Source organism: Thauera sedimentorum (assembly GCF_014489115.1).
In the GTDB taxonomy this organism is placed as follows: Bacteria; Pseudomonadota; Gammaproteobacteria; order Burkholderiales; family Rhodocyclaceae; genus Pseudothauera; species Pseudothauera sedimentorum.
Window position 1 is genome coordinate 780108 of record NZ_JACTAH010000001.1, and the last position, 23832, is coordinate 803939.

At 69.1% G+C, this 23832-nt stretch carries 17 protein-coding genes and 1 tRNA gene; 13 read left to right on the forward strand and 5 right to left on the reverse strand.

Going from position 1 to position 23832, the window contains the following annotated elements; all coding sequences use genetic code 11:
• The first annotated feature begins 201 nt into the window (after positions 1-201).
• From IAI53_RS03510 to IAI53_RS03540, 7 genes are all read left to right on the forward strand, one after another.
• Entirely contained in the window at positions 202-1587 is a 1386-nt protein-coding gene (locus IAI53_RS03510; protein WP_187716753.1) for a TIGR03013 family XrtA/PEP-CTERM system glycosyltransferase, read from the forward strand.
• Positions 1588-1670: 83 nt separating this feature from the next.
• The gene (gene prsK / locus IAI53_RS03515; protein ID WP_222948221.1) at positions 1671-3800 is read left to right on the forward strand and encodes an XrtA/PEP-CTERM system histidine kinase PrsK; all 2130 of its coding nucleotides are present in this window, start codon (positions 1671-1673) and stop codon (positions 3798-3800) included.
• 3 nt (positions 3801-3803) lie between these two features.
• A complete protein-coding gene (gene prsR / locus IAI53_RS03520) occupies positions 3804-5162 on the forward strand; it encodes a PEP-CTERM-box response regulator transcription factor (RefSeq protein ID WP_187716755.1) in 1359 nt (452 codons plus the stop codon).
• Between the two features lie 2 nt (positions 5163-5164).
• Positions 5165-7975, forward strand: coding sequence for an XrtA/PEP-CTERM system TPR-repeat protein PrsT (prsT, locus tag IAI53_RS03525; protein WP_187716756.1), 2811 nt, complete (start codon positions 5165-5167; stop codon positions 7973-7975).
• Positions 7976-8031: 56 nt separating this feature from the next.
• Positions 8032-9315, forward strand: coding sequence for a nucleotide sugar dehydrogenase (locus IAI53_RS03530; RefSeq protein ID WP_187716757.1), 1284 nt, complete (start codon positions 8032-8034; stop codon positions 9313-9315).
• Between the two features lie 81 nt (positions 9316-9396).
• Positions 9397-10335: a lytic transglycosylase domain-containing protein gene (locus IAI53_RS03535; protein WP_187716758.1), complete on the forward strand. Its 939-nt coding sequence runs from the start codon at positions 9397-9399 to the stop codon at positions 10333-10335.
• Positions 10332-11117 carry a S1C family serine protease gene (locus IAI53_RS03540; RefSeq protein ID WP_187716759.1) on the forward strand — a complete coding sequence of 262 codons (786 nt, stop codon included), beginning with the start codon at positions 10332-10334 and terminating at the stop codon, positions 11115-11117. Before IAI53_RS03535 ends, IAI53_RS03540 begins: the two co-directional genes overlap by 4 nt.
• A gap of 71 nt (positions 11118-11188) precedes the next feature.
• On the opposite strand, the gene IAI53_RS03545 is transcribed toward IAI53_RS03540, so the two are convergent.
• Positions 11189-11263 (reverse strand) — tRNA-Arg (locus tag IAI53_RS03545).
• A gap of 11 nt (positions 11264-11274) precedes the next feature.
• Complete coding sequence (locus tag IAI53_RS03550; protein ID WP_187716760.1) at positions 11275-13416, reverse strand: site-specific recombinase; 2142 nt, start codon at positions 13414-13416, stop codon at positions 11275-11277.
• A gap of 109 nt (positions 13417-13525) precedes the next feature.
• Between IAI53_RS03550 and IAI53_RS03555 the strand changes: the two genes are divergently transcribed.
• Positions 13526-15442, forward strand: a complete 1917-nt coding sequence (locus tag IAI53_RS03555) for an ATP-binding cassette domain-containing protein (protein WP_187716761.1) — start codon at positions 13526-13528, stop codon at positions 15440-15442.
• An 84-nt stretch (positions 15443-15526) separates the two neighbouring features.
• Here IAI53_RS03555 and IAI53_RS03560 read toward each other — a convergent pair whose 3' ends face one another.
• The gene (locus IAI53_RS03560) at positions 15527-16435 is read right to left on the reverse strand and encodes a hypothetical protein (protein ID WP_187716762.1); all 909 of its coding nucleotides are present in this window, start codon (positions 16433-16435) and stop codon (positions 15527-15529) included.
• 16 nt (positions 16436-16451) lie between these two features.
• Positions 16452-17027, reverse strand: a complete 576-nt coding sequence (locus tag IAI53_RS03565; RefSeq protein WP_187716763.1) for a LemA family protein — start codon at positions 17025-17027, stop codon at positions 16452-16454.
• An 83-nt stretch (positions 17028-17110) separates the two neighbouring features.
• Between IAI53_RS03565 and IAI53_RS03570 the strand changes: the two genes are divergently transcribed.
• Together IAI53_RS03570 and IAI53_RS18565 are read left to right on the forward strand one after the other, a co-directional pair.
• Positions 17111-18328, forward strand: a complete 1218-nt coding sequence (locus IAI53_RS03570) for an MFS transporter (RefSeq protein ID WP_432813909.1) — start codon at positions 17111-17113, stop codon at positions 18326-18328.
• A 14-nt stretch (positions 18329-18342) separates the two neighbouring features.
• A complete protein-coding gene (locus IAI53_RS18565; RefSeq protein WP_262407727.1) occupies positions 18343-18471 on the forward strand; it encodes a hypothetical protein in 129 nt (42 codons plus the stop codon).
• On the opposite strand, the gene IAI53_RS03575 is transcribed toward IAI53_RS18565, so the two are convergent.
• Entirely contained in the window at positions 18468-19328 is an 861-nt protein-coding gene (locus tag IAI53_RS03575) for an HDOD domain-containing protein (RefSeq protein ID WP_187716764.1), read from the reverse strand. The genes IAI53_RS18565 and IAI53_RS03575 overlap by 4 nt on opposite strands.
• Before the next feature lie 118 nt (positions 19329-19446).
• Here IAI53_RS03575 and IAI53_RS03580 point away from each other — a divergent pair, with 118 nt between their 5' ends.
• From IAI53_RS03580 to IAI53_RS03590, 3 genes are all read left to right on the forward strand, one after another.
• Complete coding sequence (locus IAI53_RS03580) at positions 19447-20442, forward strand: oxidoreductase (RefSeq protein ID WP_187717942.1); 996 nt, start codon at positions 19447-19449, stop codon at positions 20440-20442.
• 26 nt (positions 20443-20468) lie between these two features.
• Positions 20469-21677 carry a response regulator gene (locus tag IAI53_RS03585; protein WP_187716765.1) on the forward strand — a complete coding sequence of 403 codons (1209 nt, stop codon included), beginning with the start codon at positions 20469-20471 and terminating at the stop codon, positions 21675-21677.
• Positions 21678-21786: 109 nt separating this feature from the next.
• A complete protein-coding gene (locus IAI53_RS03590; protein ID WP_187716766.1) occupies positions 21787-23679 on the forward strand; it encodes a propionate--CoA ligase in 1893 nt (630 codons plus the stop codon).
• Positions 23680-23832: the final 153 nt, after the last annotated feature.

Sequence of the window (23832 nt, forward strand, 5' to 3'; positions counted from 1 at the left end):
TTTGCCGTGGCGGGATCGGTCGGTGCGCGGGGGTGCGCGGTCGGTCGGCTCCGTGTCGGATTAGACGCTTGCAATCCGATTGCATCGGCTCACGTGGGGGAGCGTGACGCGTTTAACATCGGCAGCCAGTGGCGCCGTCTAAGGTGTGGCAATCGATTCCGTCGGTCTGCCCGCATCAATGCTGGTCAGGGAGGAAAGACCATGCTGAAGGTTTTCAGCCACTATTTTCCGTCGCACACGTTGTTCCAGATCCTCACCGATGCGGTGCTGCTATGCGTGGCAGTCATCGTCGCGGTGGTGTTCCAGTTCGACGCCGCCAAGGTCGACTGGCGGCTGATCGTTCCGTCTGCGGTGCTGTTCGCCGTGGCGATGATCGCGCTCAACAGCGCGCTGGGCCTGTATCGCCCGCCGCTTTCGGGTTCGCCGCGCGATTCGCTGGTGCGGGTGCTGCTGGGCGTGGCGGTGAGCGTGCCGGTGGCCTACGGCGTTTTCCTGGTGCTGCCGTGGGATTACTTCGCCACCGAGGCCATCCAGGTCACCGTGCTGTTGTTGCTGGGCGGCGTGCTGGCGATGCGCGGCGCACTCAACCGGCGTCAGGAGCGCGCGCTGTTCACCCGTCGCGCCCTGATCGTGGGGGGCGGTGAGGAGGCCGCGTCGGTGGAACAGGTGCTGCGTCACCCTTCGGCCAGCGGCATGGAACTGGTGGGTTTCTACCTGCCGAACGACAGCGACGCCGACCGGATCGATCCGCAGCGCATCGTCGGCCGCGGGACGAGTCTGCTCGACGTGGCGCGCAAGCTGCGGGTCGGCCAGGTGATCGTGGCGGTTCGCGAGCGCCGGGGCGGGGTGCTGCCCCTGCGCGAACTGCTCGACTGCAAGCTCCACGGCATCGCGGTGCATGATCTGTCCAGCTTCTACGAGAGCACTTCGGGCCATGTGCGGATCGATTCGCTCAAGGCGAGCTGGCTGATCTACGGCGACGGCTTCCGCCAGGGGCGGGCGCGCGCCTTCGTGAAGCGCAGCTTCGACCTGCTGGCGGCCTCGGTTCTGCTGCTGCTGGCGATGCCGGTGATGCTGCTGACCATGCTGGCGATCCTGCTCGAGGACGGCGCGCCGGTGTTCTACCGGCAGGAGCGCGTGGGGCAGGCGGGCCGCGTGTTCAAGGTGATCAAGTTCCGCAGCATGCGCCGCGACGCCGAGCGCGACGGCAAACCGCGCTGGGCCGCCGCCGACGACGACCGGGTGACCCGTGTCGGCCGGCTGATCCGCCGTCTGCGCATCGACGAACTGCCGCAGCTGTTCAACGTGCTGTCCGGGCAGATGAGCCTGGTCGGGCCGCGCCCGGAGCGCCCCTTCTTCGTCGATCAGCTGACCCGTGACATTCCCTTCTATGCGGTGCGCCACAGCGTGAAGCCGGGCCTGACCGGCTGGGCGCAGGTGCGTTACCAGTACGGCGCGTCGGTGGATGACGCGGTCAACAAGCTCCAGTACGACCTGTACTACGTCAAGAACCATTCGCTGGTGCTCGACATCCTGATCCTCGTGGAGACCGTCCGGGTGGTGCTGACCGGCGAGGGCGCCCATTGACCAGCGCCCGCTGACGGCCGGCGGCACGCAGCGGATCCGCCGTCCGGCTCCGGGCCGGACCCTAGCCAGATCCTGGATGCATGATGTTCTCTGAATCTTCGGTCGTTGCCGTCTGGGGTTATGGTGTCGCCGCGGCGGCGTATGCGGTCTTTGCCCTGTACCTGCTCCGCGCCTGGCGCGGCGGACGGGCGGGGGGTGCCCTGCTGCTGGCGGTGGCGGCCAGCGTTGCCTGGGCCGCCTGCTCTGCACTGTTGGCCGCCTCCCCGGGCGGCCTGCTGCTGCGTCTTGCTGGGGGGCTCGAAGTCCTCCGCGTGGTGGCCTGGTACGCCTTTCTGCTGGTGCTCCTCCAGCCGCTGTGGGCGGCGGGCAGGCGCTGGCCGGTGCTGCTTGCCGCAGCGGCGTCGGCGGCGATGCTGGCCGCGGTGCTGGTGCCGACGGAACTGCTATTCGACGATGCGGCTGATGCGGTCAAGCTGCCGCTGGGTGTCTTCCTTGCTGCCGCGGTGTTCGGCCTGGTGCTGGTGGAGCAGGTTTTCCGCGGATTGCCGCGCGACTCGCGCTGGGCGCTCAAGCCGCTGTGCCTGGGGCTGGCGGCGAGCTGGATGTTCGAGCTGTACTTCTTCGCCGACGGTTTCCTGTTTGCCCGGCTGGATGCCGACGTGTGGTCGGTGCGCGGCCTGGTGCATGCGATGGTGATTCCGCTGGTGGCGGTGTCGGCGGCGCGCAATCCCTCATGGACCCTGCGCATCGCGGTGTCGCGCGAGATCGTCTTCCATTCCACCGCGCTGGCAGTGGCCGGCGCCTATCTGCTGGTGATCGCCGGGGCCGGCTACTACGTGCGCTATGTGGGCGGCGACTGGGGGCGGGCGCTGCAGACCGCGCTGCTGTTCGCCGGCCTGCTGATGCTCGGCCTGCTGGTCGGTTCGGGGGCCAGCCGCGCCCGCCTGCGGGTGCTGGTGAACAAGCACCTGTTTCCCTATCGCTACGACTATCGCAACGAGTGGCTGCGCTTTACCCAGGCGCTGTCCGCCGCCGACGACGGGCTGGATCTGGGCCAGTCGGTGATCAAGGCCTTGTCGGACCTGGTGGAAAGCCCGGGTGGCGGGCTGTGGCTGCGCACTGCCGACGGGCGCTATCCGCAGCACTCGCGGCTCAACTCGCCGCCCTGCGACGCGGTGGAGGAGGAGGGCGGCAGCCTGTGCGCCTTCCTGGCCGAGCGGGAGTGGGTGGTGAACCTGGAAGAGTTCCGCGTGCGCCGCTCGCACTACGAGGGGCTGGAATTGCCGGCGTGGCTGCTGCACCTGGAGGACGCCTGGCTGGTGCTTCCGCTCGTGTCGGGCGGGCGGCTGGTGGGCTTTGTGGTGCTCAATGCGCCGCGGGCGCCGTTCGAGATCAACTGGGAGGTGCTCGACCTGCTCAAGACCGCGCAGCGCCAGGCCGCCAGCTATCTGGCGCGCATGCAGGTGACCGAGGCGCTGATCGAGGCGCGCAAGTTCGATTCCTTCAACCGCATGTCGGCCTTCGTGGTGCACGACCTGAAGAACCTGGTCGCGCAGCTGTCGCTGATGCTCAAGAACGCCGAACGCCACCGTGACAACCCCGAGTTCCAGCAGGACATGCTGGAAACCGTCGCCCATGTGGAGTCGCGCATGCGCGCGCTGATGGGCCAGTTGCAGGAGAAGCGCTCGATCGACGCGACCCGGGCGGTAGACCTGTGCGCGCTGGTCGAACGCATCCGCAGCACCAAGCGCACCCAGCGTCCGCCGCTGGAACTGGCCTTGCCGGAGCAGGGGAGCGTGCAGGTTGTCGCACATGGCGACCGCCTGGAGCGGGTGCTGGGCCATCTTGTGCAAAATGCCCTCGACGCCACGCCTGACGATGGTAATGTCGCATTGAAATTGCATGACGAAGAGGACGGATTCGTCACCCTCGAAGTCCGCGATAGCGGTTGCGGCATGACGCCGGAGTTCATCCGCGAACGCCTGTCGCGCCCCTTCCAGACCACCAAGGAGGGCGGCATGGGCCTGGGCGTGTACGAAACCAGCCAGTACATCCGCGAACTGGGCGGAACCATTACCTACGACAGCGGCAAGGGATGCGGAACCCGCGTGACGGTGCGCCTGCCCGCCAGCCGGCGCGACGCGCCGGACGGGGGCGACGTATCCGGGGCGCCGGCCCCGACCCGAGCCGAATCGGAGCCCCTGCGTGCCTGAGCCATGTCCGACAAGCGCCGTACCCTGCTGATCGTCGAGGACGACCCCGCGCTGCAGAAGCAGATGCGCTGGGCCTTCGACGCCTTCGACACCGTGGTCGCCGACGACCGCGAAAGCGCCATCGCCCAGTTGCGTCGCCACGAGCCGGCGGTGGTCACCATGGACCTGGGCTTGCCGCCCGAGCCGGACGACGTGGGCGAGGGCTTCCGCCTGCTGGGCGAGATGCTGGACCTCGCACCCGACACCAAGGTGATCGTGCTCACCGGCCAGCACGACCGCGAGAACGCGGTGCGCGCCGTGGGCATGGGCGCTTACGATTTCTTCGCCAAGCCCTTCGAGCCCGAGCTGCTGTCGCTGACCATAGAGCGCGCCTTCCGCCTGCACGACCTGCAGGCCGAGAACCAGCGCCTGCAGGCCGCGCGCGGCAGCGCCCTGGACGGCCTGCTGACCCGCGATCCGGCCATGCTCAAGGTGTGCCGCACCATAGAGAAGGTGGCGCCCGCCAACGTCACCGTGGCGCTGCTCGGCGAGAGCGGCACCGGCAAGGAGGTGCTCGCCCGCGGCTTGCACGCGCTGTCGCCGCAGTCCTCGGGCCGCTTCGTGGCGATCAACTGCGCGGCCATTCCCGAGAACCTGCTCGAAAGCGAGCTGTTCGGCTACGAGAAGGGCGCGTTTACCGGCGCGGTCAAGCAGACCCTGGGCAAGATCGAGCTGGCCCACAAGGGCACGCTGTTCCTCGACGAGATCGGCGATCTGCCGATGTCGCTGCAGGCCAAGCTGCTGCGCTTCCTGCAGGAGCGCGTGATCGAGCGCATCGGCGGGCGCGACGGCATTCCGGTGGAGGTGCGGGTGGTGTGCGCCACCCACCGCGACCTGAAGGCGCGCATCGCCGAAGGCCTGTTCCGCGAGGACCTCTACTACCGCCTGGCCGAGATCGTCATCGACATTCCGCCGCTGCGCGCCCGCGAGGGCGACGCCGCGCTGCTGGCCCACGCCTTCGTGCAGCGCTACGCCGGCGAGAACCGCCGCGGCAGCATGCAACTCACCGACGACGCGCTGGACGCGATCGCCGGGCACGGCTGGCCGGGCAACGTCCGCGAACTGGAGAACTGCCTCAAGCGGGCGGTGATCATGGCCGACGGCAACCGCATCACCGCCGACGACCTGGGGCTGGAAGCGGTCGAGCCGGACGCCGAGTTCTTCAACCTGCGCAGGGTGCGCGACGAGGCCGAGCGCCAGGCCGTGCTGCGGGTGCTTGCCCGCACCAACGGCAATATCGCCCGTGCCGCCGAAATCCTCGGCATCAGCCGCCCGTCGCTGTACGACCTGATGAATCGCTTCGGTCTCAAGAAGGAGTCCTGACCGTGATCCATGCCCAGACACATTCCCGCGCACCCGCCGGCGGGCGCCGTCGCCCCGTCGCCGCCCTGATGATGGTGCTGCTCAGCGGCGCCTTGCTGGCGGGCTGCAGCGATTCGCCGGAGCAGATGCTGGACTCGGCGCGCGAGTACCTGGCCAAGGACGACCTCCAGGCCGCGAGCATCCAGCTCAAGAACGCCCTGCAGCAGAACGGCTCGCTGGCCGAGGCGCGCTTCCTGCTCGGCGAGGTCTATCTGCGACAGGACGACGTCCCGGCCGCGGTGAAGGAGCTGCAGCGCGCCGAGGAACTGGGCGTGCCGTCGGAGCGCGTCGCCCCGCTGCTGGCCGATGCGCTGGTGCGCTCGGCCGAGTTCGACCGGGTGATCCAGAAGTATGCCGAGCTGCGGCTCGCCGACCCGGCGGCCCAGGGACGCGTGTCTGCGGCGCTCGGCACCGCCTATCTGGCCAAGGCGCAGCTCGACCGCGCCCGGCAGACCTTCGAGTCGGCCACCGCCGCCGCGCCCGACGATCTCGACGCCCGCCTGGGGCTGGCGCGCGTCAAGTTCTTCGCCAACGACCTGGACGGCGCCGAGCGCGAGCTGGCCCCGGTGCTGGAGAAGCACCCGAACAAGGCCGAGGCCTACGTGCTGCAGGCGCAGATCATGCTCGCACGCGACCAAGCCGACCGCGCGGTCGAGGCGCTCACCGCCGCGGTGCGCAGCCAGCCGGACTCGGCAAGCTATCGCTACGACCTCGTCACCCTGCTGCTGCGGCAGAACAAGGCCGAGGAGGCGAAGGCGCAGATCGAGGAGATGCGCCGCATCGCGCCCGACGCGCCGGCCACGCACTACCTGACGGCGCTGATCGCCCATCGCGAGGGCCGCGACGCGGAGGCGCGCGATGCCGTCCGCCTGGCCCTGCGCGGCGCCCCGGACTTCCTTCCCGCACACATGCTCGCCGGCAGCGTGATGTACCGCCTGGGCGATCACGCGCAGGCCCAGCTCAGCCTCAACAAGGTGCTCGAACGGGTGCCGCGCCACCTGCAGGCCCGCCAGCTGCTCGCCATGTCGCTGCTGCAGAGCGCCCAGGCGGCGCGTGCGCTGGAAACCCTCAAGCCGCTGATCGACGCCGAACCGCAGGACGCCCGCAGCCTGATGGTGATCGGCCAGGCGCTGCTCGCCAACGGCGAGTTCGAAGCGGCCGCCGACTATTTCTCCCGCGCCTCCTCCCAGGCGCCCGACAGCGCCGGTGCGCGCATGCGCTTGGGCATGGCGCGGATGGTCGGGGGGGATTCCGCCCAGGGTCTGGCCGACCTCGAGGCGGCGACCAACCTGGACGGCACCGGCATCCAGGCCGACGCCGCGCTGGTGCTGGCCCACCTGCGCGGACGGAACTACGACAAGGCGCTGGCCGCGGCCGACAAGATGCTGGAACGTCACCCCGGCAACGCCGAAGCGCACAACCTCAAGGGCGGCGTGCACATGGCGCGGCGCGACATCGCCGCAGCGCGCGAGTCCTTCGAGACGGCGCTCAAGCTGCGGCCGGACATGCTGTCCGCCCTGGTGAACCTCGTGCGCATCGACGTCGGGGATGGCAAGCCGGAGGCCGCGCTCGGCCGTTTCGAAAGCTTCCTGGCCACCAATCCGGGCCATGTGGACGCAACGCTGGCCTTTGCCGAGTTCAAGAGCGCTTCCGGTGCGCCGGCGGGCGAAGTGCGCGCCTTGCTCGACCGGGCCGTCACCGCGGCGCCGGGCGCGCTCGGCCCCAAGCTCGCGCTGGTGCGCCACCTGCTGCGCCAGGGCGAGGCACGTCCTGCACTGTCGCTCGCGCAGGAGGCGGCCGCTGCGCATTCCGCCGATCCGGGCGCGCTCGGTGCCCTGGGCAGCGCCCAGCTTGCGGCTGGCGAACACCAGCAGGCGATCTCCACCTTCGGCCGGCTGGCTGCGCTGTTGCCGCGCTCGCCGGTGCCCCTGATCGACCTGGCAGCCGCGCAGGCCGCCGCCAAGGACCTGTCCGGCGCCGAGCAGAGCCTGCGCCGCGCCATCGGCCTGCAGCCGGCGAACGGACTTGCTCACGAGCGCCTGCAGGCGCTGCTGGTCGAGCAGCAGCGGCTGGACGATGCGCTGGCACTGGCGCGCGAGATGCAGGGCAAGCCCGCGCTGGCGCAGGCCGGCTTTGCCGCCGAAGGCGACATCCAGGCCCGTCGCGAAAACTGGGCCGCCGCGGTCGCCGCCTTCCAGCGCGCCGCGGCGGTAACGCCCAATGCCGAGGTCCAGGTGCGGCTCTACGGTGCGCTGCTGCGCGCCGGGCGCGCGGACGAGGCCGACCGCATGGCGGCTGACTGGATCCGTGCCCAGCCGCGCGACACCATGATGCGCACCCTGGTCGCCCAGCGCGCCATTGCGCAGAACCGCCTGCAGGACGCGCGCCGGCTGTACGAGGAGGCGCTGGCGGTCAACCCGGATGACGCGATGGTGCTGAACAACCTCGCCTGGGTCGAGGGCGAGCTCAAGGAACCGGGCGCGCTCGCCCGTGCCGAGCGTGCGCTGGCGCTGGCGCCGGATCATCCGGCCATCCTCGACACCCTCGGCACACTGCAGATCGCCGGCGGGGACAGCGAGAAAGGCTTGAAGAACCTCCGGCGCGCGGTCGAACTGGCGCCGGATCTCGGCCCGCTGCGGCTGAACCTGGCGCGCGCCTACCTCAAGCTGGAGCGCAAGGCCGACGCCCGCGAGCAGCTCGACATCCTGCTGGGCAAGGTGCCCGCCGGTACGCCGGTGCACCGCGAAGCCACCGAGCTGCGTGCGGCACTCTAGCGCGGCGGTTCGCGGCGCGCGCACGGCACCCCAAACATCTATCGAGGAAGCGTCACATGACGACCACCATCGCAGTCATCGGCCTGGGCTATGTCGGTTTGCCGCTGGCCGTGGAGTTCGGCAAGAAATACCGCACCCTGGGCTTCGACCTGTCCGAGGCCAAGGTGGCCAGCTACCGCCAGTTCGTCGACCCGACCGGCGAGGTCTCCGGCGAGGACCTGCGCGCGGCCACCGGACTGAGCTGCCACACCGACCCGATGGTGATCCGCGAGGCGGATTTCGTCGTGGTGGCGGTGCCCACGCCGGTCGACGTCGCCCACAACCCCGACTTCAGCCCGCTGGTCGGCGCCTCCGAAGTGGTCGGCCGCAACCTGCGGCGCGGCGCCACCGTGGTGTTCGAGTCCACCGTCTATCCGGGCGCCACCGAGGAGGTCTGCATTCCCATCCTCGAGCGCGAATCCGGGCTGAAATGGAAGCAGGACTTCTTCGTCGGCTATTCGCCCGAGCGCATCAATCCCGGTGACCGCGAGCGCACGCTGACCCGCATCGTCAAGGTGGTGTCGGGCGACACCCCCGAGACCCTGGACCGGGTGAGCGCGGTGTATGGCTCCATCATCGCCGCCGGCGTGCATCCGGCCAGCTCCATCAAGGTGGCCGAAGCGGCCAAGGTGATCGAGAACACCCAGCGCGACCTCAACATCGCGCTGATGAACGAACTGGCGATCATCTTCCACAAGATCGGCATCGACACCCTGGACGTGCTCAAGGCCGCCGGCACCAAGTGGAACTTCCTGCCTTTCCGCCCCGGTCTGGTGGGCGGGCACTGCATCGGCGTGGATCCGTACTACCTCACGCACAAGGCGGAGATGCTCGGCCACCACCCGCAGGTCATCCTCTCCGGGCGACGGATCAACGACGGCATGGGCAAGTACGTGGCCGAACAGACCGTCAAGCAGATGATCGCCGCCGGCTGCGCGGTGAACGGCGCGGACGTCATCGTGCTCGGCCTCACCTTCAAGGAGAACTGCCCGGACCTGCGCAACAGCAAGGTCATCGACGTGATCCGCGAATTGCAGAGCTACGGCTGCCGGGTGCATGTCCACGACCCCGTCGCCGCGCCGGAAGAGGCGGTGCATGAATACGGCGTCAAGCTCGTCGACTGGGACGCCCTGCCGGTGGCGCAGGCCATCGTCGCGGCTGTGGGGCACTCGGCCTACGGGGCGATGGGCGTGCCCGCCCTGCTGGAGAAGCTCGCCGGCGGCGGCGTGTTTGCCGACGTCAAGTCGGCCTTCGATCCGCTCGACCTGGTGGCCGGCGGCGCCCGGGTTTGGCGGCTGTGAGCGTGGCTGCTAGAACGCAGTAAACCAATACCGCGAATGCCGAACCGCGCCCCGGGGGCGCGGAGCGGCCAGGGAGGGGCCATGGACCGGAACCAGCCGGTGTGCCTGCATCGGACCCGCAGCCTGCTGTTCGTGCTGTGCGCCGCGGCCGCGCTCTGCACCAATGCCCATGCCGATGCACTCACCGAGGCCTTTGCCGCCCATGCCCGCTACCTGAGCAGCCGTGCGGTGGCCTACGAACATGGCGAGGGTGTCGTCCGCGATCCCGCGCGTGCCGCGGCGATGTACTGCGAGGCCGCCCGCCTGGGCGACGCCGAAGGCATGTACGCGCTGGGCTGGATGTACGCCAACGGGCGCGGCCTGCCGCGCAACGATGCCTATGCGGCGACGCTGTTCGCCATGGCGGCCTACCTGGGGCACGAGCACGCCGGGCGCATGAGCCGCTACACCGGCGACTATCTCGGCGAGGTGCCGGACTGCCTGCAACCGCCGCGCCACCTGCAGTACGCCGACCTGTGGGACCCGGGCCGCTTCCTGGCCACGCTCGACGCCCGGCGCCGGCCGGTTGCCGAACTGGTCACCGCGCTGGCGCCGGAGTACGGCGTCAGCCCGCGCCTGGCACTGGCGGTGGCGCTGGCCGAGTCCGCGCTCGATCCGCTGGCGCGCTCGCCGAAGAACGCCATGGGCGTGATGCAGCTCATCCCCGCCACCGCCGAGCGTTTCGCGGTGCGCCAGCCCTGGGACCCGGAACAGAACATCCGCGGCGGGCTGCGCTACCTGCGCTGGCTGCTCGCCTACTTCCGCGGCGACGTCCGTCTGGCGGTGGCTGCCTACAACGCCGGCGAAGGCGCGGTGGACCGCCATGGCGGCGTACCGCCCTATCGCGAAACGCGCCAGTATGTCGACCGCGTGCTCGGCTTTGCCCAGCAGCGCGCGCATCCTTACGACGAGGAACTCGTCGCCCCCAGTCCCGCCGTCGCCGTGGCGCCGGTGGCCCGCCAGGAGGATCTCGCTCCATGACCGTCCCGTTTTCCCTGCGGCGCCGCGCCGTGCTTCATGGCAGCCTGGCGCTCGGCACGGTGCTCGCCGCGCCGTCGCTGTGCGCCGAACTGGTGGAGGCGGTGCCGCGCATCCGCCCCTCGGTGGTCGCCGTCGGCACCTACATGCCCAACCGCAATCCCGCCTTCCGCTTCCTCGGCACCGGCTTCGCGGTAGGCGACGGTCGGCTGATCGCCACCAATGCACACGTCGTCCCCGAGGTGCTAGACAGCGAGCGCATGGAGGTGGTCGCCATCGCCATGGCGAGCGGGCAGACCGGCGTGGTGCGGCGCGCCGAGCGGGTGGCCTCCGACAAGGAGCATGACCTGGCGGTGCTGCGGATCGAGGGCGCCGCGCTGCCCGCGCTCGAACTGGCGCCGAACGATGGCGTGCGCGAAGGCCAGAGCATAGCGTTCACCGGCTTTCCCATCGGCAACGCGCTGGGCCTGTCGCCGGTCACCCACCGCGGGATCGTCTCGGCCATCACCCCGATCGGCATCCCCCAGGCCAACGCGCGCGACCTCAATCCCGCGCTGATCCGCCGCCTGTCCGGCGAACGCTTCGAGATCTATCAACTCGACGCCACCGCGTATCCGGGCAACAGCGGCAGCCCGGTGTTCGACCCGGGAAGCGGACAGATCATCGGTGTCATCAACATGGTGTTCGTCAAGCGCACCAAGGAAAGCGTGCTCAGCGACCCTTCGGGGATCAGCTATGCGATTCCTGTGACCTACCTGCGCGCGATGCTGCAGGGTCTGCGCTGAGCCGCGCCGGCAAGTCATGCGGCAGGGCGACAAAAAAACCGCAGGGCGCGGGCCGTGCGGTTTTCTTTTCGTGGTCCCCTCGGCAGGAATCGAACCTGCATCTGCCGCTTAGGAGGCGGCCGTTCTATCCATTGAACTACGAGGAGAGGCCGGCATTCTAGCGGTTCGGGGCGTCCGGACCAAGCGTGCCGTCGTTCCGCGCCTCGGTCTGCGCAGCGCGCGGCTGCAGCACGGACGCCACTTCGGTGGGCGGAGGAGGAGCCGGTTCCGTGGGGGCTTCCTTGAGCGGCGGCAGGATGAAATCCTGCGGGCGCGTGAGCAGCCGGGTGAGCACCAGGCGTACCAGCACGCGAGCGTTGGCAAAGGTGATGCGCCGCGCGCGCATGGCCACGTAGAGGGTCAGCGAGAAGCTGACCGCCAGGTTCACCAGGCCGATGCCGGCTACCCCGCCTGCGGCCAGCGCCACCATCTGCCAGCTCATGGCGAAGTCCAGCCCGGTTGCGGCATAGCCCACATAGGCCGAGGAGAAGGCGATGTGGCGGATGTCCAGCGGCAGGCCGAACAGCATGCCCAGCGCGGCGGCCCCACCGAGCAGGAAGCCGAAGAAGAAGTTGCCGGCCAGCGCGCCGAGGTTGTTCTCCACGTAGCCCGCCACCCGCGCGAGGCGGGCTTCGCCCAGCAGGCGGCGCGCCCAGCGCAGCTGGCGCAGGCGCTGCGGCACGCGGTTGTAGGCGGAGAGATTGTCGTAGTAGCCGGCGATCAGGCCGGAGAGGAACAGGCACACGCCGGCGACAGCGGCAAAGAACAGCGCGCCGCCGCGCGGGTCGACCTCGTCCAGCAGGGTCAGTGCCTTGGTGGCGTCGACGAAGGCTTCGCCGCTCAGTGTCTGGATGCCCAGGGCGATCAGCATGGCCACCGGCACCGCGAGCCCGACGTTGCCGAGAATGGCCGCGAACTGGCTGCGCACCGTGCGGGCGATGAGGTCGGCGAGGTTCTCCAGGTTGCGCGACTTGCCCTTGGTTTCACCGATGGAGGCGGCGATGGCGTTGGCGGTCATTGCCGGCTGCTTGGTGGCCACTGTGCCGCCGAGGATATGGATCAGCACGAAGCCGAGGCCGTAGTTGAGGCAGAAGGTCAGCGCCTCGTTGAGGGGGGCGAAGCCCTGGTCGTGCAGCACCAGCTTGAAGGCGGCCATCAGGGCGATGATGAAGCCGCCCACCGCGGCCGAGCCCAGCATGCCGAAGTATTCGCTGCGACTGGTGGTGATGTAGTGCTCGCCGGTCTTGCTGGCGCTTTCGGTCATGCGCAGCGACAGCAGCTCGACGTTCTGCCCCCAGTAGTCGGAGAGCTTGTTCTTGCGGCATTCGGCATGCACCAGCTGCTTGAACAGCGCCACCAGCTGCGGCGTAATCGTGTGCACGCTGCGTTCCTGGTGCAGGCGGCGCAGCAGGTCGAGCAGGTGGGCCATGCGGTCCAGGTGCTGGCGCAGGCGTTCGAGCTTGAAGGTGAGGGTGAGGCTGGTGCCGATCTTGGTGGCCCTGCGGCGCACGCGCTGCAGCACCTCGCCGCACTGGTCGAGCATCACGGTGAGGTGGCGCTCGTCTTCCAGCGGCATGGCCGGGTCGCTCCACCACGTACGGTAATGGGCGAGATAGGCGAGCACTTCCTCGTTCTGCGCGATGAAGGGCGATTCATGCTCCTCCAGCGTCGGGTCGATGCGCACCAGCTCCGGGTCCAGGCCGATGGCCGAGACGTGGTAGGACAGGATGCGCAGGCCCTCGATCAGCTCCTCCAGCGCGTCCGGTACCTTGCCGTCCACCTCGGCCGCGACCGGCGCGGCGGCGGGGTCGTCGGCGGCAAGCAGGCGGTCGAGGAAGGCCACCCATTCCTCATCGGGAATCGCCCGCACCCACAGTTCGTCGTCCGTGCGGTGAAAGACCACGCTCAGCAGGTCCTTCATGTAGGCGGTGTCGACCACTTCCGGCAGCAGGCGGCCGGAGATGCGCCGCGCGGTCTCGGAGAAGAAGCCGGTGGACGGCAGCAGGCCCGAGGCCACGTACATGGACACCTGCTTGCGTTCGCGCACCAGGCCCAACAGCGCGTCGCGCAGGCGGGCGCGCAGGTCCTGCCGGTGGTCGATCAGCTTTGCCAGCTCCTGCAGGTTCTGCAGCGCACGCGCGGTGTCGTGCGCCCGGCGCGGACGCAGGCGATCGACCAGCGCCACCCATGCTGCGATCTGGTCGCGGGCGGGGTCGCCGAACTGTTGCAGGATGCTTGCAAAGTCTTGTTTCAAAGGCATTTTCAGATGTTGCGGGCGGGGTGATGCTGCGCTGCATTATCACCTATCCGGGCGACGATGGTAGCAGACCGGTAGAATCGCGCTCTTTCCGTTACACGCGCCGAAACCGATGCCCTTGCTGACCGTAGAGAACGCCTGCCTGGCCTTCGGCCATGTGGATCTGCTGGCCCATGCCGACTTCCAGCTCGATGCCGGCGAACGGGTGGCGCTGATCGGCCGCAACGGCTCGGGCAAGTCCAGCCTGCTGCGTGCGCTGGCGGGCCAGGCGGCGCTGGATGACGGCACGGTGTGGCGGCAGGACGGCCTCAAGGTGGCCTACGTGCCGCAGGAGCCGGACTTCGTGCTGGAGCGCGAGGTGTTCGCCACCGTCGCCGACGGCCTGGGCGACGCCGCCCGCCTGCTGGTGGACTACCACGCGGCGATGCACGCGGTGGCCGAGTCGGCCACCCCTGCGGCGCTCGCCCGCCTGGACGAACTGCAGCACGCGGTGGAAGCGGCCGACGCCTGGCGGCTGAACCAGCGTGTGGAGCAGATGCTCGCCCGCCTGGGTCTGGCGGCCGACGTGCTGGTCTCCAGCCTCTCGGGCGGTGGCGTCAAGCGCGTGGCGCTCGCCCGCGCGTTGGTCTCCGAACCCGACCTGCTGCTGCTCGACGAGCCGACCAACCACCTCGACCTCGATGGCATCCTGTGGCTGGAAGGGCTGATCCGCGAGTTCCGCGGCGCGGTGGTGGTGATCACCCACGACCGCGTCTTCCTCGACAACGTCGCCACCCGCATCGCCGAACTCGACCGCGGCCGTCTTGCCAGCTACCCGGGCCGCTTCGCCGACTACCAGCGCCGCAAGGCCGAGGAACTGGAAGTCGAGGAGAAGGCCAACGCGCGCTTCGACAAGGTGCTGGCGCAGGAAGAGGTGTGGATCCGCAAGGGCGTGGAAGCGCGCCGCACCCGCAACGAAGGCCGGGTGCGCCGATTGGAGTCGCTGCGCCGCGAGCGCGCCGCGCGCCGGGATCGACTGGGCAATGTCAGTCTCGCGGTGGATACCGGCGAGAAGAGCGGGCAGATGGTGGCCGAGCTGCACAACGTCACCAAGCGCTACGGCAGCCGCACCGTGGTGCGCGACTTCTCCACCCGCATCATGCGTGGCGACCGCATCGGCCTGATCGGCCCCAACGGCGCCGGCAAAACCACGCTGCTGAAGCTCATCCTCGGCGAGATCGCCCCGGACGAAGGCACGGTGCGCCGCGGCACCCGCCAGCAGGTGGCCTATTTCGACCAACTGCGCGAGCAGCTCGACCCCGAGGCGCCGCTCACCGAGGTGATCAGCCCGGGCTCCGACTACGTCGAGATCGGCGGCGAGAAGAAGCACGTCATCGGCTATCTCGGCGACTTCCTGTTCGCCCCGCAGCGCGCGCGCTCGCCGGTCAAGTCGCTGTCCGGCGGCGAGCGCAACCGCCTGCTGCTCGCCCGCCTGTTCGCCCGCCCGGCCAACGTGCTGGTGCTGGACGAACCCACCAACGACCTCGACATCGAGACCTTGGACCTGCTCGAGGAGCTGCTCGCCGGCTACGACGGCACGCTCTTCCTGGTGAGCCACGACCGTGCCTTCCTCGACAACGTGGTCACCCAGGTGATCGCCGCCGAGGGCGACGGGGGCTGGGGCGAGTACGCCGGCGGTTATGCCGACTGGCAGCGCGTGAAGCAGGCGCAGGCAGAATCCGCGGCGCGCGAAACCAAGAGCGCGCCGGCCGCCGCACCCAAGCCTGCCGCCCCGGCCGAGAAGCCCGCCGCGGCGCGCAGCAGCAAGCTGAGCTTCAACGAGAAGCGCGAGCTCGAAGCCCTGCCGGACCGCATCGTCGCGCTGGAAGACGAGCAGGCTGCGCTGCACGCGCGCATGGCCGACCCCGCGCTGTACCAGGACGCGCCGCAGGAAGTCGCCCAGTGCAAGGCGCGGCTGGAGGCGATCGAAGTGGAACTGGAGGCGGCAATGCTGCGCTGGGAAGAGCTGGAGACCCGCGCAGGCGGCTGACAAGGCCCGCGTGTAGGAGCGGCCTTGGCCGCGATTGCCGAGTTGATACATCGCCCGAGCGCCGCATCGCGGCCAAGGCCGCTCCTACGCGCGGAACGCGCCAAGCAGGCCGAACCACGCGGTGGCTGCCGCCGAGCCGAAGAACACCGCGAGATGGAACACCGCCCACCAGCGGTAGCGCCGCGCGATGCGCGCCGGGTCGAGGTCGGAGATCAGGTACAGGCGGCGGCCTTCGGGCTTGCGCATCAGGTGGGCTTCGGCCGCGGCCAGCAGTTCGCGCTGCTGGCGGCTCACCTCCCGGCGCGCCTGGGCGCGGGCCAGTTCCCATTCCTTGAGGTCGATCTCGCCGTTGCCGTCCAGGTCGAAGCGGGCGAGCAGGCCGGCATGGTCGCGCTTCCACTCCGCCAGCAGTTCGGAGACCTGACGCGAGCTGTCGAGATCGGGGGAGATGCTGCCCAGGGTGCTGAACTCGCCCAGCACGTAAACCGGGTCGCGGTCGATCAGCGCCCACTGGATGTGCTGGCGGTCGCCGACCTTGAACACGTCGCGCCGGCGCACCAGCATCTCGGCGCCCTCCGGGTCCACCGCGCAGACGCCGCTGCCGTCGTCGAGCAGGAAGGATGCATCGCTCTCCACCGTGGCGACATGGCGCCACTTGCCGTCCGCCGCGCGCTCACGGGTGACCACCCGGTACCACAGCACCGGCAGGCCGTTGGCCGGCGAGCGCAGCGGCGCACCGTCCAGCGGCCGGCCGCGGCCGCGCAGTTCGGTATAGCCCTGCGCGGCGGAGGCGACGCGGGCGGTGGGGGTGTCGAGGATCAGCCGGGCGTGGCGCACCGAGCGCAGCCAGCCGTAGAGGCCGGTGCCGAGCAGCAGGGCGAGGGCGGCCACGGTGCCGGCGCCCCGGTCGAGCGTCAGCGCGAGGCCGACCAGGCCGAGTTGCAGGGCCGGCAGGCCGGCGTTGGCCAGGTCGCGGCGCAGGCGGACGAGCATGCGGAGGCGGGCCGGCTCAGGCGCCCAACAGCGCCTTCATGTCCACGTCGGCCTTCTCGGCGGCGGCAAAGCGCAGCAACGGCTGGGCGGCATAGCCGAACAGGCGGGCGACGAGGATGTCCGGGAATTGCTCGATGCGGATGTTGTGCACATTGACCGATTCGTTGTACCACTCGCGCCGGTCGGCGATGGCGTTCTCCAGCGCGGTGATGCGGCTGGCGAGCTGCATGAAGTGCTCGTTGGCCTTCAGCTCCGGGTAGGCCTCCACCACGGCGAATATCTGCCCCAGACCAGTGCGCAGCTGCGCCTCGGCGGCGCCCAGCGCGGGCACGTCATGGGCTTCGCGGGCCTGCGAGACGCGGGCCCGCGCCTCGGTGACGCGCAGCAGGGTGTCCTGCTCGAACTGCTTGTAGTGGCGGCACACCTCGACCAGCTTGGGCAGTTCGTCGTGGCGCTGCTTGAGCAGCACGTCGATGTTCGACCAGGCGCGCGCCACGTTGTGCTTGAGCCGCACCAGGCCGTTGTAGATCAGCACGCCGTAGACCAGCAGCACCGCCAGCGCAGCCCACAGCAGGGCGGCCGAAACGCTCATGACTGTATCCTCCCCTCCGTCGGGCCGCATCTTATACTCAAACAGCTTGCATAAGACCAACGATCCCCCGAACGAGCCGCAACGTGACCCCAGTCGATTCCTCCGTTCCGCTGCTGCGCCGGCCTGCCGTGGTGCTGGCCTGCGGCGCGCTGATCCTCACCCTGGCGATGGGCGTGCGCCACACCGGCGGCCTGTTCCTGCCGCCGATGACCGCCGACCAGGGCTGGTCGCGCGAGATGTTCTCCTTTGCCATCGCCCTGCAGAACCTGATGTGGGGCCTGTTCCAGCCCTTTGCCGGGGCCTTTGCCGACCGTTTCGGTGCCGGCCGCACCCTGGCCGGCGGCGCGCTGCTGTACGTGCTGGGGTTGGCCATCATGGCCCATGCCGACACCGCGCTGGGTCTCAACATGGGCGCGGGCCTGCTGGTCGGCATGGGGCTGGCGGGGACCACCTTCAGCGTGGTGCTGGGCGTGGTCGGACGCATGGCGCCGCCGGAGAAGCGCAGCCTGTGGCTGGGCATCGCCAGCGCCGGCGGCAGCTTCGGGCAGTTCGCGGTGCTGCCGGTGGGGCAGGCGCTGATCGTCGGCGTGGGCTGGCAGGAGGCGCTGCTGTGGCTGGCCTTCGGCGTGGCGCTGATCATCCCGCTGGCGCGCGGGGTCACCGGCACCGCCGGTAGCAGTCACGGCAACCAGACCTTCGGCGAGGCCCTGGTCGAGGCGGGCCGCACGCCGAGCTTCCACTTCCTGTTCTGGAGCTTCTTCGTGTGCGGCTTCCAGACCGCCTTCATCATGCTGCACCTGCCGGCCTTCGTGGTGGACGGCGGACTGTCGGCCAACGTGGGCATGACCGCGGTGGCGCTGATCGGCCTGTTCAACATCGCCGGTTCCTTCCTGTCCGGCTGGCTGGGCGGTCTGTACAGCAAGAAGTGGCTGCTGGCGTGGATCTATGCGCTGCGCGTGGTGGCCATCCTGGGCATCCTCTTCCTGCCGCTCGGGCCGCTGGTGCTGTACGCCTTCGCCGCCATCATGGGCCTGCTGTGGCTGGGCACGGTGCCGCTCACCAACGGGCTGGTGGCGCAGATCTTCGGCCTGAAGTTCGTCGGCATGCTGTACGGCATCGTCTTCCTCGGCCACCAGATCGGCGGTTTTCTCGGCGCCTGGCTGGGTGGGCGGATCTTCGACATGACCGGCTCCTACGAGCAGGCGTGGTGGCTGGCCATCGGCCTGTCGGTGATGGCCGCGCTGCTGTGCCTGCCGGTGCGCGAGCGCGCGCTGCTGCGCGGCGGGCAGCAGGCGGCCTGAGTGGAGGAGAGGGGATGAAACCCGCGCGGATGCTGATGCTGCTCTTCGCCGCGGTCCTGCTGGCCGCGGTGCTGGCGCTGCTCTTCCTGGCCTACCAGCAACCGGAACTGCTGATCGGCTTCACCAACCTGGTGTTCTGCTAGCCCGGCTCGGCCGGCAGGAAGCGCGCCAGCGCTTCCTCCGGTGCGCCCAGGCGATGGAGCAGCGGTTCGCGGTTCAGGTGGATGAGCTGTTCGATGGCCGCCAGGTCGTCCGGCAGCGCGGCGTCGTCCCAGCCGTGCGAGACATGGCGGGCGAAGTCGGTGGCGAGCAGGACGTTGCGCACCCGCGGGTTGTCCACCTGGCCTGCGTCCATCAGCGCGACCAGCAGCGCGGGCAGCTGCCAGGTGCGGATCAGCGATTGCTGGATTTCCTGGGCGGTCACGCCGAACACCTCGCGCTGCGCGACCACGCTGCGCAGGCTGCGGTCGGCGCGCTGCATGGCGTAGACGCGCTCGGTGAGCGCCGGGGCGAAGGTCCAGCAGACGATCTCGCTGGCTTCCACCAGCAGGGCCGCGACGGTGATCTCGTCCACGTCCAGGTCGTGACGCACCACCGCCCAGTCGCGCGCATAGTGGGCAGCCTTGCGCGCGCGGCCGATCACCTTGAGCACGCCGATCAGCGCCCTGGGATGCGCGGCCAGCGCGTCCTCCAGCGTGGGCATGTCGCTGAACACGCGGAAGAAGGGCTCCAGGCCCATCATCATGATGGCGCGGTCGATGGTGGTGATGTCGTGGTTCTGCGCCTGCCGCCGGTGGGCCTGCAGGTAGGTGAGCAGCTTCATCGTCATCAGCGGGTCGCCGAGCACGATGGCGGCGAGGCGCTTGCCGCTGACCGTGTCCATGTCGGCGCGCAGGGCATCGAGCTCGCGCACCGTGCGCTTGAGCACCGGCAGGGGCTGCGAGGTGAAGAACTCGACGTAGGCGTCGACCGATTCGAGTGGCTTGGCAAGCAGGACCATGTGCGGACCCCGGCGGAGCGTGTTGAGTGCAACGGATTATCGGCGCGTGCGCAGCCGACGGGAAGCCCCGGCTATAATCGTCCAGAATTTCCGCGCCACGCACAGGAGACCCGCAGTGATTGCACCCTTCAAGGCCCTGCTGATCGAACAGGACGATCAGCGCAAGGTGGTCAGCGGCCTCAAGACCCTCACCGCCGACCAGCTCGACGCCGGCGAGGTGCTGATCCGCGTGCACTATTCCAGCATCAACTACAAGGATGCGCTGGCGGCTACCGGCGCGGGCAAGATCATCCGCCGTTTCCCCTGTGTGGGCGGCATCGACCTCTCCGGCGAGGTGGTGGAGAGCAGCGATGCGCGCTTCAAGCCGGGCGATGCGGTGATCGCCACCAGCTTCGACATCGGCGTGTCGCATCACGGCGGCTATGCCGAATATGCGCGCATCCCGGCCGGCTGGGTGGTGGCGCTGCCTGCCGGGCTGGACCTGTTCGAGGCCATGGCGCTGGGCACCGCGGGCTTTACCGCGGCGCTGGGCATCGTGCGCATGGAAGACAACGGCCTGGCGCCGGCCAACGGTCCGGTGGTGGTGACCGGGGCGACCGGCGGCGTGGGCGGGCTGGCGATCGACATGCTGGCGCAACTCGGCTACCACGTGGTGGCGCTGACCGGCAAGGAAGCGGAGAGCGACTATCTCAAGGGCCTGGGTGCCGCCGAGATCCTGCTGCGCTCGACCATCGACTTCGACAAGGTGCGCCCGCTGGAGAGCGCACGCTGGGCGGGCGCGGTGGACAACGTGGGCGGGCAGATCCTGCACTGGGTGCTGGCCAACATGCAGCAGGCCGGCACCGTGGCCAGCATCGGCAACGCGGCGAGCTTCAACATCAGCACCACGGTGTTCCCCTTCATCCTGCGCGGGGTCAGCCTGCTGGGCGTGGATTCCGGCTACATGGGCTTCCCGACCCGGCAGAAGGTGTGGGACCGCCTGGCCGGCGACCTGAAGCCGCGCCACCTGGCCGAGGTGACCCGCACGATTTCGCTGGACGAACTCCCGGCCGCTTTTGAGGCCTATATCAAGGGCGAGGTCAAGGGGCGTACCGTCGTGCGCATCGCCGCCTGATCACGCAGACCGGAGCCGCCAAGCAGATGAGCGACGAGGACAAGGAAGCGCCCCCCAAGGTTCTGATCGTGGACGATTCGCGCATGGTGCGGGCGTCCATCGTCCGCCACTTGCGCGACCGTTTCCAGGTCCGCGAGGAAACCGACGGCGAAGCCGGCTGGGAGGCCCTGGTAATCGACCCGGAGATCCAGCTGGTGATCACCGACATCGGCATGCCGCGGCTCGACGGCTACGGCCTGCTGGAGCGCATCCGCAGCTCCAAGCTGTCCCGTGTGCACGATCTGCCGGTGGTGGTGATCTCCGGCGAGGAAGACAGCGAGGCGCGCGAGAAGGCCTACAAGCTGGGCGCCAACGACTTCATCACCAAGGGCATCGGTGCCACCGAACTGCTCGCGCGCATCGAGTCGCTCAGCCGCCTGGCCCAGACCAGCCGCGAGCTGGAACAGAGCCGCGCCGCACTGGCCGCGCAGAGCCCGGTCGACCCGACCACCGGGCTGGCCACCGGCGCCTACCTGGCCTGGCATGCCGAGCAGGAGATGGCGCTGGCCAAGCGTCACGGCAACGAATCGCGCGAGAAGCAGACCGACATCAGCGCGATGGTGGTCGAGATCGATCACTACGACCAGCTGGTGGAATGGCACGGCAACCATATCGCCCAGCTCGTCACCCGCAAGCTGTCGAAGATCCTCGCCACCAAAGTGCGCAAGGAAGATACCGTGGCGCAACTGGCCCCCGACCAGTTCGCCGTGCTCTCGCCCAGCACCGACCTGGTGGGCTGTTGCGCTTTCGCCTTGCGGCTGCAGAAGGCCATCGAGAGCCTGGTGATGACCTACCGCGAGGAGCGCATCCGCATCAGCGTGACCGCCGGCGTGGCCTGTTCCTCGGTCGATGGCATGCAGACGGTGAGCCACCTCATCGGCCTCGCGGTGCAGCGGGCCCAGCAGGGGCGCGCCGCGGGCGGCAACAAGGTGGTTGCCGACCAGGGCGAGGTGGGGCGTGATTTCGTCGAGCGCGTCTTCCGCCAGGCGGTCAGCATCGACCACGCGCTGTTCCAGCTCAAGGCCGGAGCGCCGGACGAGGTGGCCGAACGCATGACCGACGTGCTGGCCACGATTCTTCCCTTGCTCGAATTGGTAGAATCCCGACTTCACTGCGGCATCCCGCTTGATGCGCTCCGGCAGCATGCCGGCGATGCCGCAGCCGAGACGTACGATCCGAGACGGACGTCCATATAAAAAGATCTGGCGGCCATGTGCCGGACCAGGCGAACGATGCGGGCAGGGTCGCCCAGCCCCGCACCGCGAAACGCAAGCATGTAGGGATAATTGAAGGGAGAGGATGCTCATGAGCAGTTACAAGGATTTTCACCGCCGTTCCATCGAAGATCGCGACGCCTTTTGGGCCGAGCAGGCCGGACTGGTGCACTGGAACAAGCCCGCCGACGAGGTGTGCGATTTCTCTCGCCCGCCCTTCGTCAAGTGGTTCAAGGGCGGTGAGACCAACCTGTGCTACAACGCGGTGGACCGCCACGCGGCCAAGCGCCCGGACGACAAGGCGCTGATCTACATCTCCACCGAGACCAACGAGGAGAAGGTTTACTCCTTCGCCGAGCTGCAGCGCGAAGTCGAGCGCATGGCGGCGATCTACCAGGAGCTCGGGGTCAAGCGCGGCGACCGTGTGCTGATCTACATGCCGATGATCGCGGAAGCGGCCTTCGCCATGCTGGCCTGCGCGCGCATCGGCGCGATCCACTCGGTGGTGTTCGGCGGCTTCGCGGCCGGCTCGCTCGCCACCCGCATCGACGACGCCAAGCCGGTGCTGATGGTCAGCTCGGACGCCGGCATGCGCAACGGCAAGCCGGTGCCCTACAAGCATCTGGTGGACGAGGCCTGCAAGCTGGCCGAATTCCCGCCCGCCAAGGTGCTGATCGTCGATCGTGGCCTGGACAAGGGTTTCCCCAAGGTCGAAGGGCGCGACGTCGATTACGCCACCCTGCGCGCCAAGCACATGGACGCCCAGGTCCCGGTGACCTGGCTGGAGTCCTCCGAGCCCAGCTACATCCTGTACACCTCCGGCACCACCGGCAAGCCCAAGGGCGTGCAGCGCGACACCGGCGGCTACACCGTGGCGCTGGCCGCGTCGATGAAGCACATCTTCACCGGCTTCGAGGGCGAGACCATGTTCTCCACCTCGGACATCGGTTGGGTGGTCGGCCACAGCTACATCGTTTACGGCCCGCTGGTCGCCGGCATGGCCACGGTGATGTACGAAGGCACGCCGCTGCGCCCGGACGCCGGCATCTGGTGGAGCATCGTCGAGAAGCACAAGGTCAACGTCATGTTCTCCGCGCCCACCGCGGTGCGCGTGCTGAAGAAGCAGGACCCGGCCTTCCTCAAGAAGTACGACCTGTCCTCGCTCAAGCACCTGTTCCTGGCCGGTGAGCCCCTGGATGAAACCAGCCACAAGTGGATCATGGACGAGCTGGGCATCCCGGTGATCGACAACTACTGGCAGACCGAGACCGGCTGGCCGATGCTGGCGATCTGCCGCGGCGTGGAAGACTCGCGCATCAAGCTCGGCTCGCCCGCCTTCCCGGTGTACGGCTACGACCTGCGCATCTTCCGCGAGGACGGCACCGAGTGCGGCGCCAACGAGAAGGGCATCGTCGGCATCGTGCCGCCGCTGCCGCCGGGTTGCCTGTCCACCGTGTGGGGTCAGGACGAGCGCTTCGTGTCCACCTACTTCAGCCTGTTCAAGGACCCGGTGGTGTATTCGTCCTCCGACTGGGGCATCAAGGACGAGGACGGCTATCACACCATCCTCGGTCGCATGGACGACGTGATCAACGTCGCCGGCCACCGCCTGGGCACCCGCGAGATCGAGGAAGCGGTGCAGGCTCACTCGGCGATCGCCGAAGTGGCGGTGGTGGGTGTGGCCGACGAGGTCAAGGGCCAGATGCCGATGGCCTTCGCCGTGGTCAAGAACGCTGCCACCATCGAGACGCCGGAGCAGCGCGCTGCGCTCGAGAAGGAGGTGATGAAGACGGTGGACAGCATGCTGGGCGCCATCGCCCGTCCGAGCCGGGTGCATTTCATCACCGGCCTGCCCAAGACCCGTTCGGGCAAGATGCTGCGCCGCTCGATCCAGGCCCTGGCCGAAGGGCGCGACCCGGGCGACCTGACCACCATCGACGATCCGTCCACCCTGGAGCAGATCAAGGCCGCCCTGGCCGGCTGATCCACCCCGGTAGTTGAGCAAGTCAGAAGGCCCGCCGCGTGCGGGCCTTCTTGCGTGCACATCCGCACGGCCGCGGCGCGGCTGCGGGAACCGGCGCCGTGGCGCGCCGGTCTGTCCGTGCATACTGCAAAGAAATCTGCCCGGATGCCCGCA

Excerpts from the sequence above, each read along its gene's own strand:
- IAI53_RS03565 (WP_187716763.1), bottom strand. The coding sequence starts at position 17,027 with ATGAGCGTTTCGGCCGCCCTGCTGTGGGCTGCGCTGGCGGTGCTGCTG.
- IAI53_RS03585 (WP_187716765.1), top strand. The coding sequence starts at position 20,469 with ATGAGCGACGAGGACAAGGAAGCGCCCCCCAAGGTTCTGATCGTGGAC.
- IAI53_RS03560 (WP_187716762.1), bottom strand. The coding sequence starts at position 16,435 with ATGCTCGTCCGCCTGCGCCGCGACCTGGCCAACGCCGGCCTGCCGGCC.
- prsK (WP_222948221.1), top strand. The coding sequence starts at position 1,671 with ATGTTCTCTGAATCTTCGGTCGTTGCCGTCTGGGGTTATGGTGTCGCC.
- IAI53_RS03550 (WP_187716760.1), bottom strand. The coding sequence starts at position 13,416 with ATGCCTTTGAAACAAGACTTTGCAAGCATCCTGCAACAGTTCGGCGAC.
- IAI53_RS18565 (WP_262407727.1), top strand. The coding sequence starts at position 18,343 with ATGAAACCCGCGCGGATGCTGATGCTGCTCTTCGCCGCGGTCCTGCTG.
- prsR (WP_187716755.1), top strand. The coding sequence starts at position 3,804 with ATGTCCGACAAGCGCCGTACCCTGCTGATCGTCGAGGACGACCCCGCG.
- IAI53_RS03590 (WP_187716766.1), top strand. The coding sequence starts at position 21,787 with ATGAGCAGTTACAAGGATTTTCACCGCCGTTCCATCGAAGATCGCGAC.
- IAI53_RS03510 (WP_187716753.1), top strand. The coding sequence starts at position 202 with ATGCTGAAGGTTTTCAGCCACTATTTTCCGTCGCACACGTTGTTCCAG.
- IAI53_RS03555 (WP_187716761.1), top strand. The coding sequence starts at position 13,526 with ATGCCCTTGCTGACCGTAGAGAACGCCTGCCTGGCCTTCGGCCATGTG.
- IAI53_RS03530 (WP_187716757.1), top strand. The coding sequence starts at position 8,032 with ATGACGACCACCATCGCAGTCATCGGCCTGGGCTATGTCGGTTTGCCG.
- IAI53_RS03540 (WP_187716759.1), top strand. The coding sequence starts at position 10,332 with ATGACCGTCCCGTTTTCCCTGCGGCGCCGCGCCGTGCTTCATGGCAGC.
- IAI53_RS03575 (WP_187716764.1), bottom strand. The coding sequence starts at position 19,328 with ATGGTCCTGCTTGCCAAGCCACTCGAATCGGTCGACGCCTACGTCGAG.
- IAI53_RS03535 (WP_187716758.1), top strand. The coding sequence starts at position 9,397 with ATGGACCGGAACCAGCCGGTGTGCCTGCATCGGACCCGCAGCCTGCTG.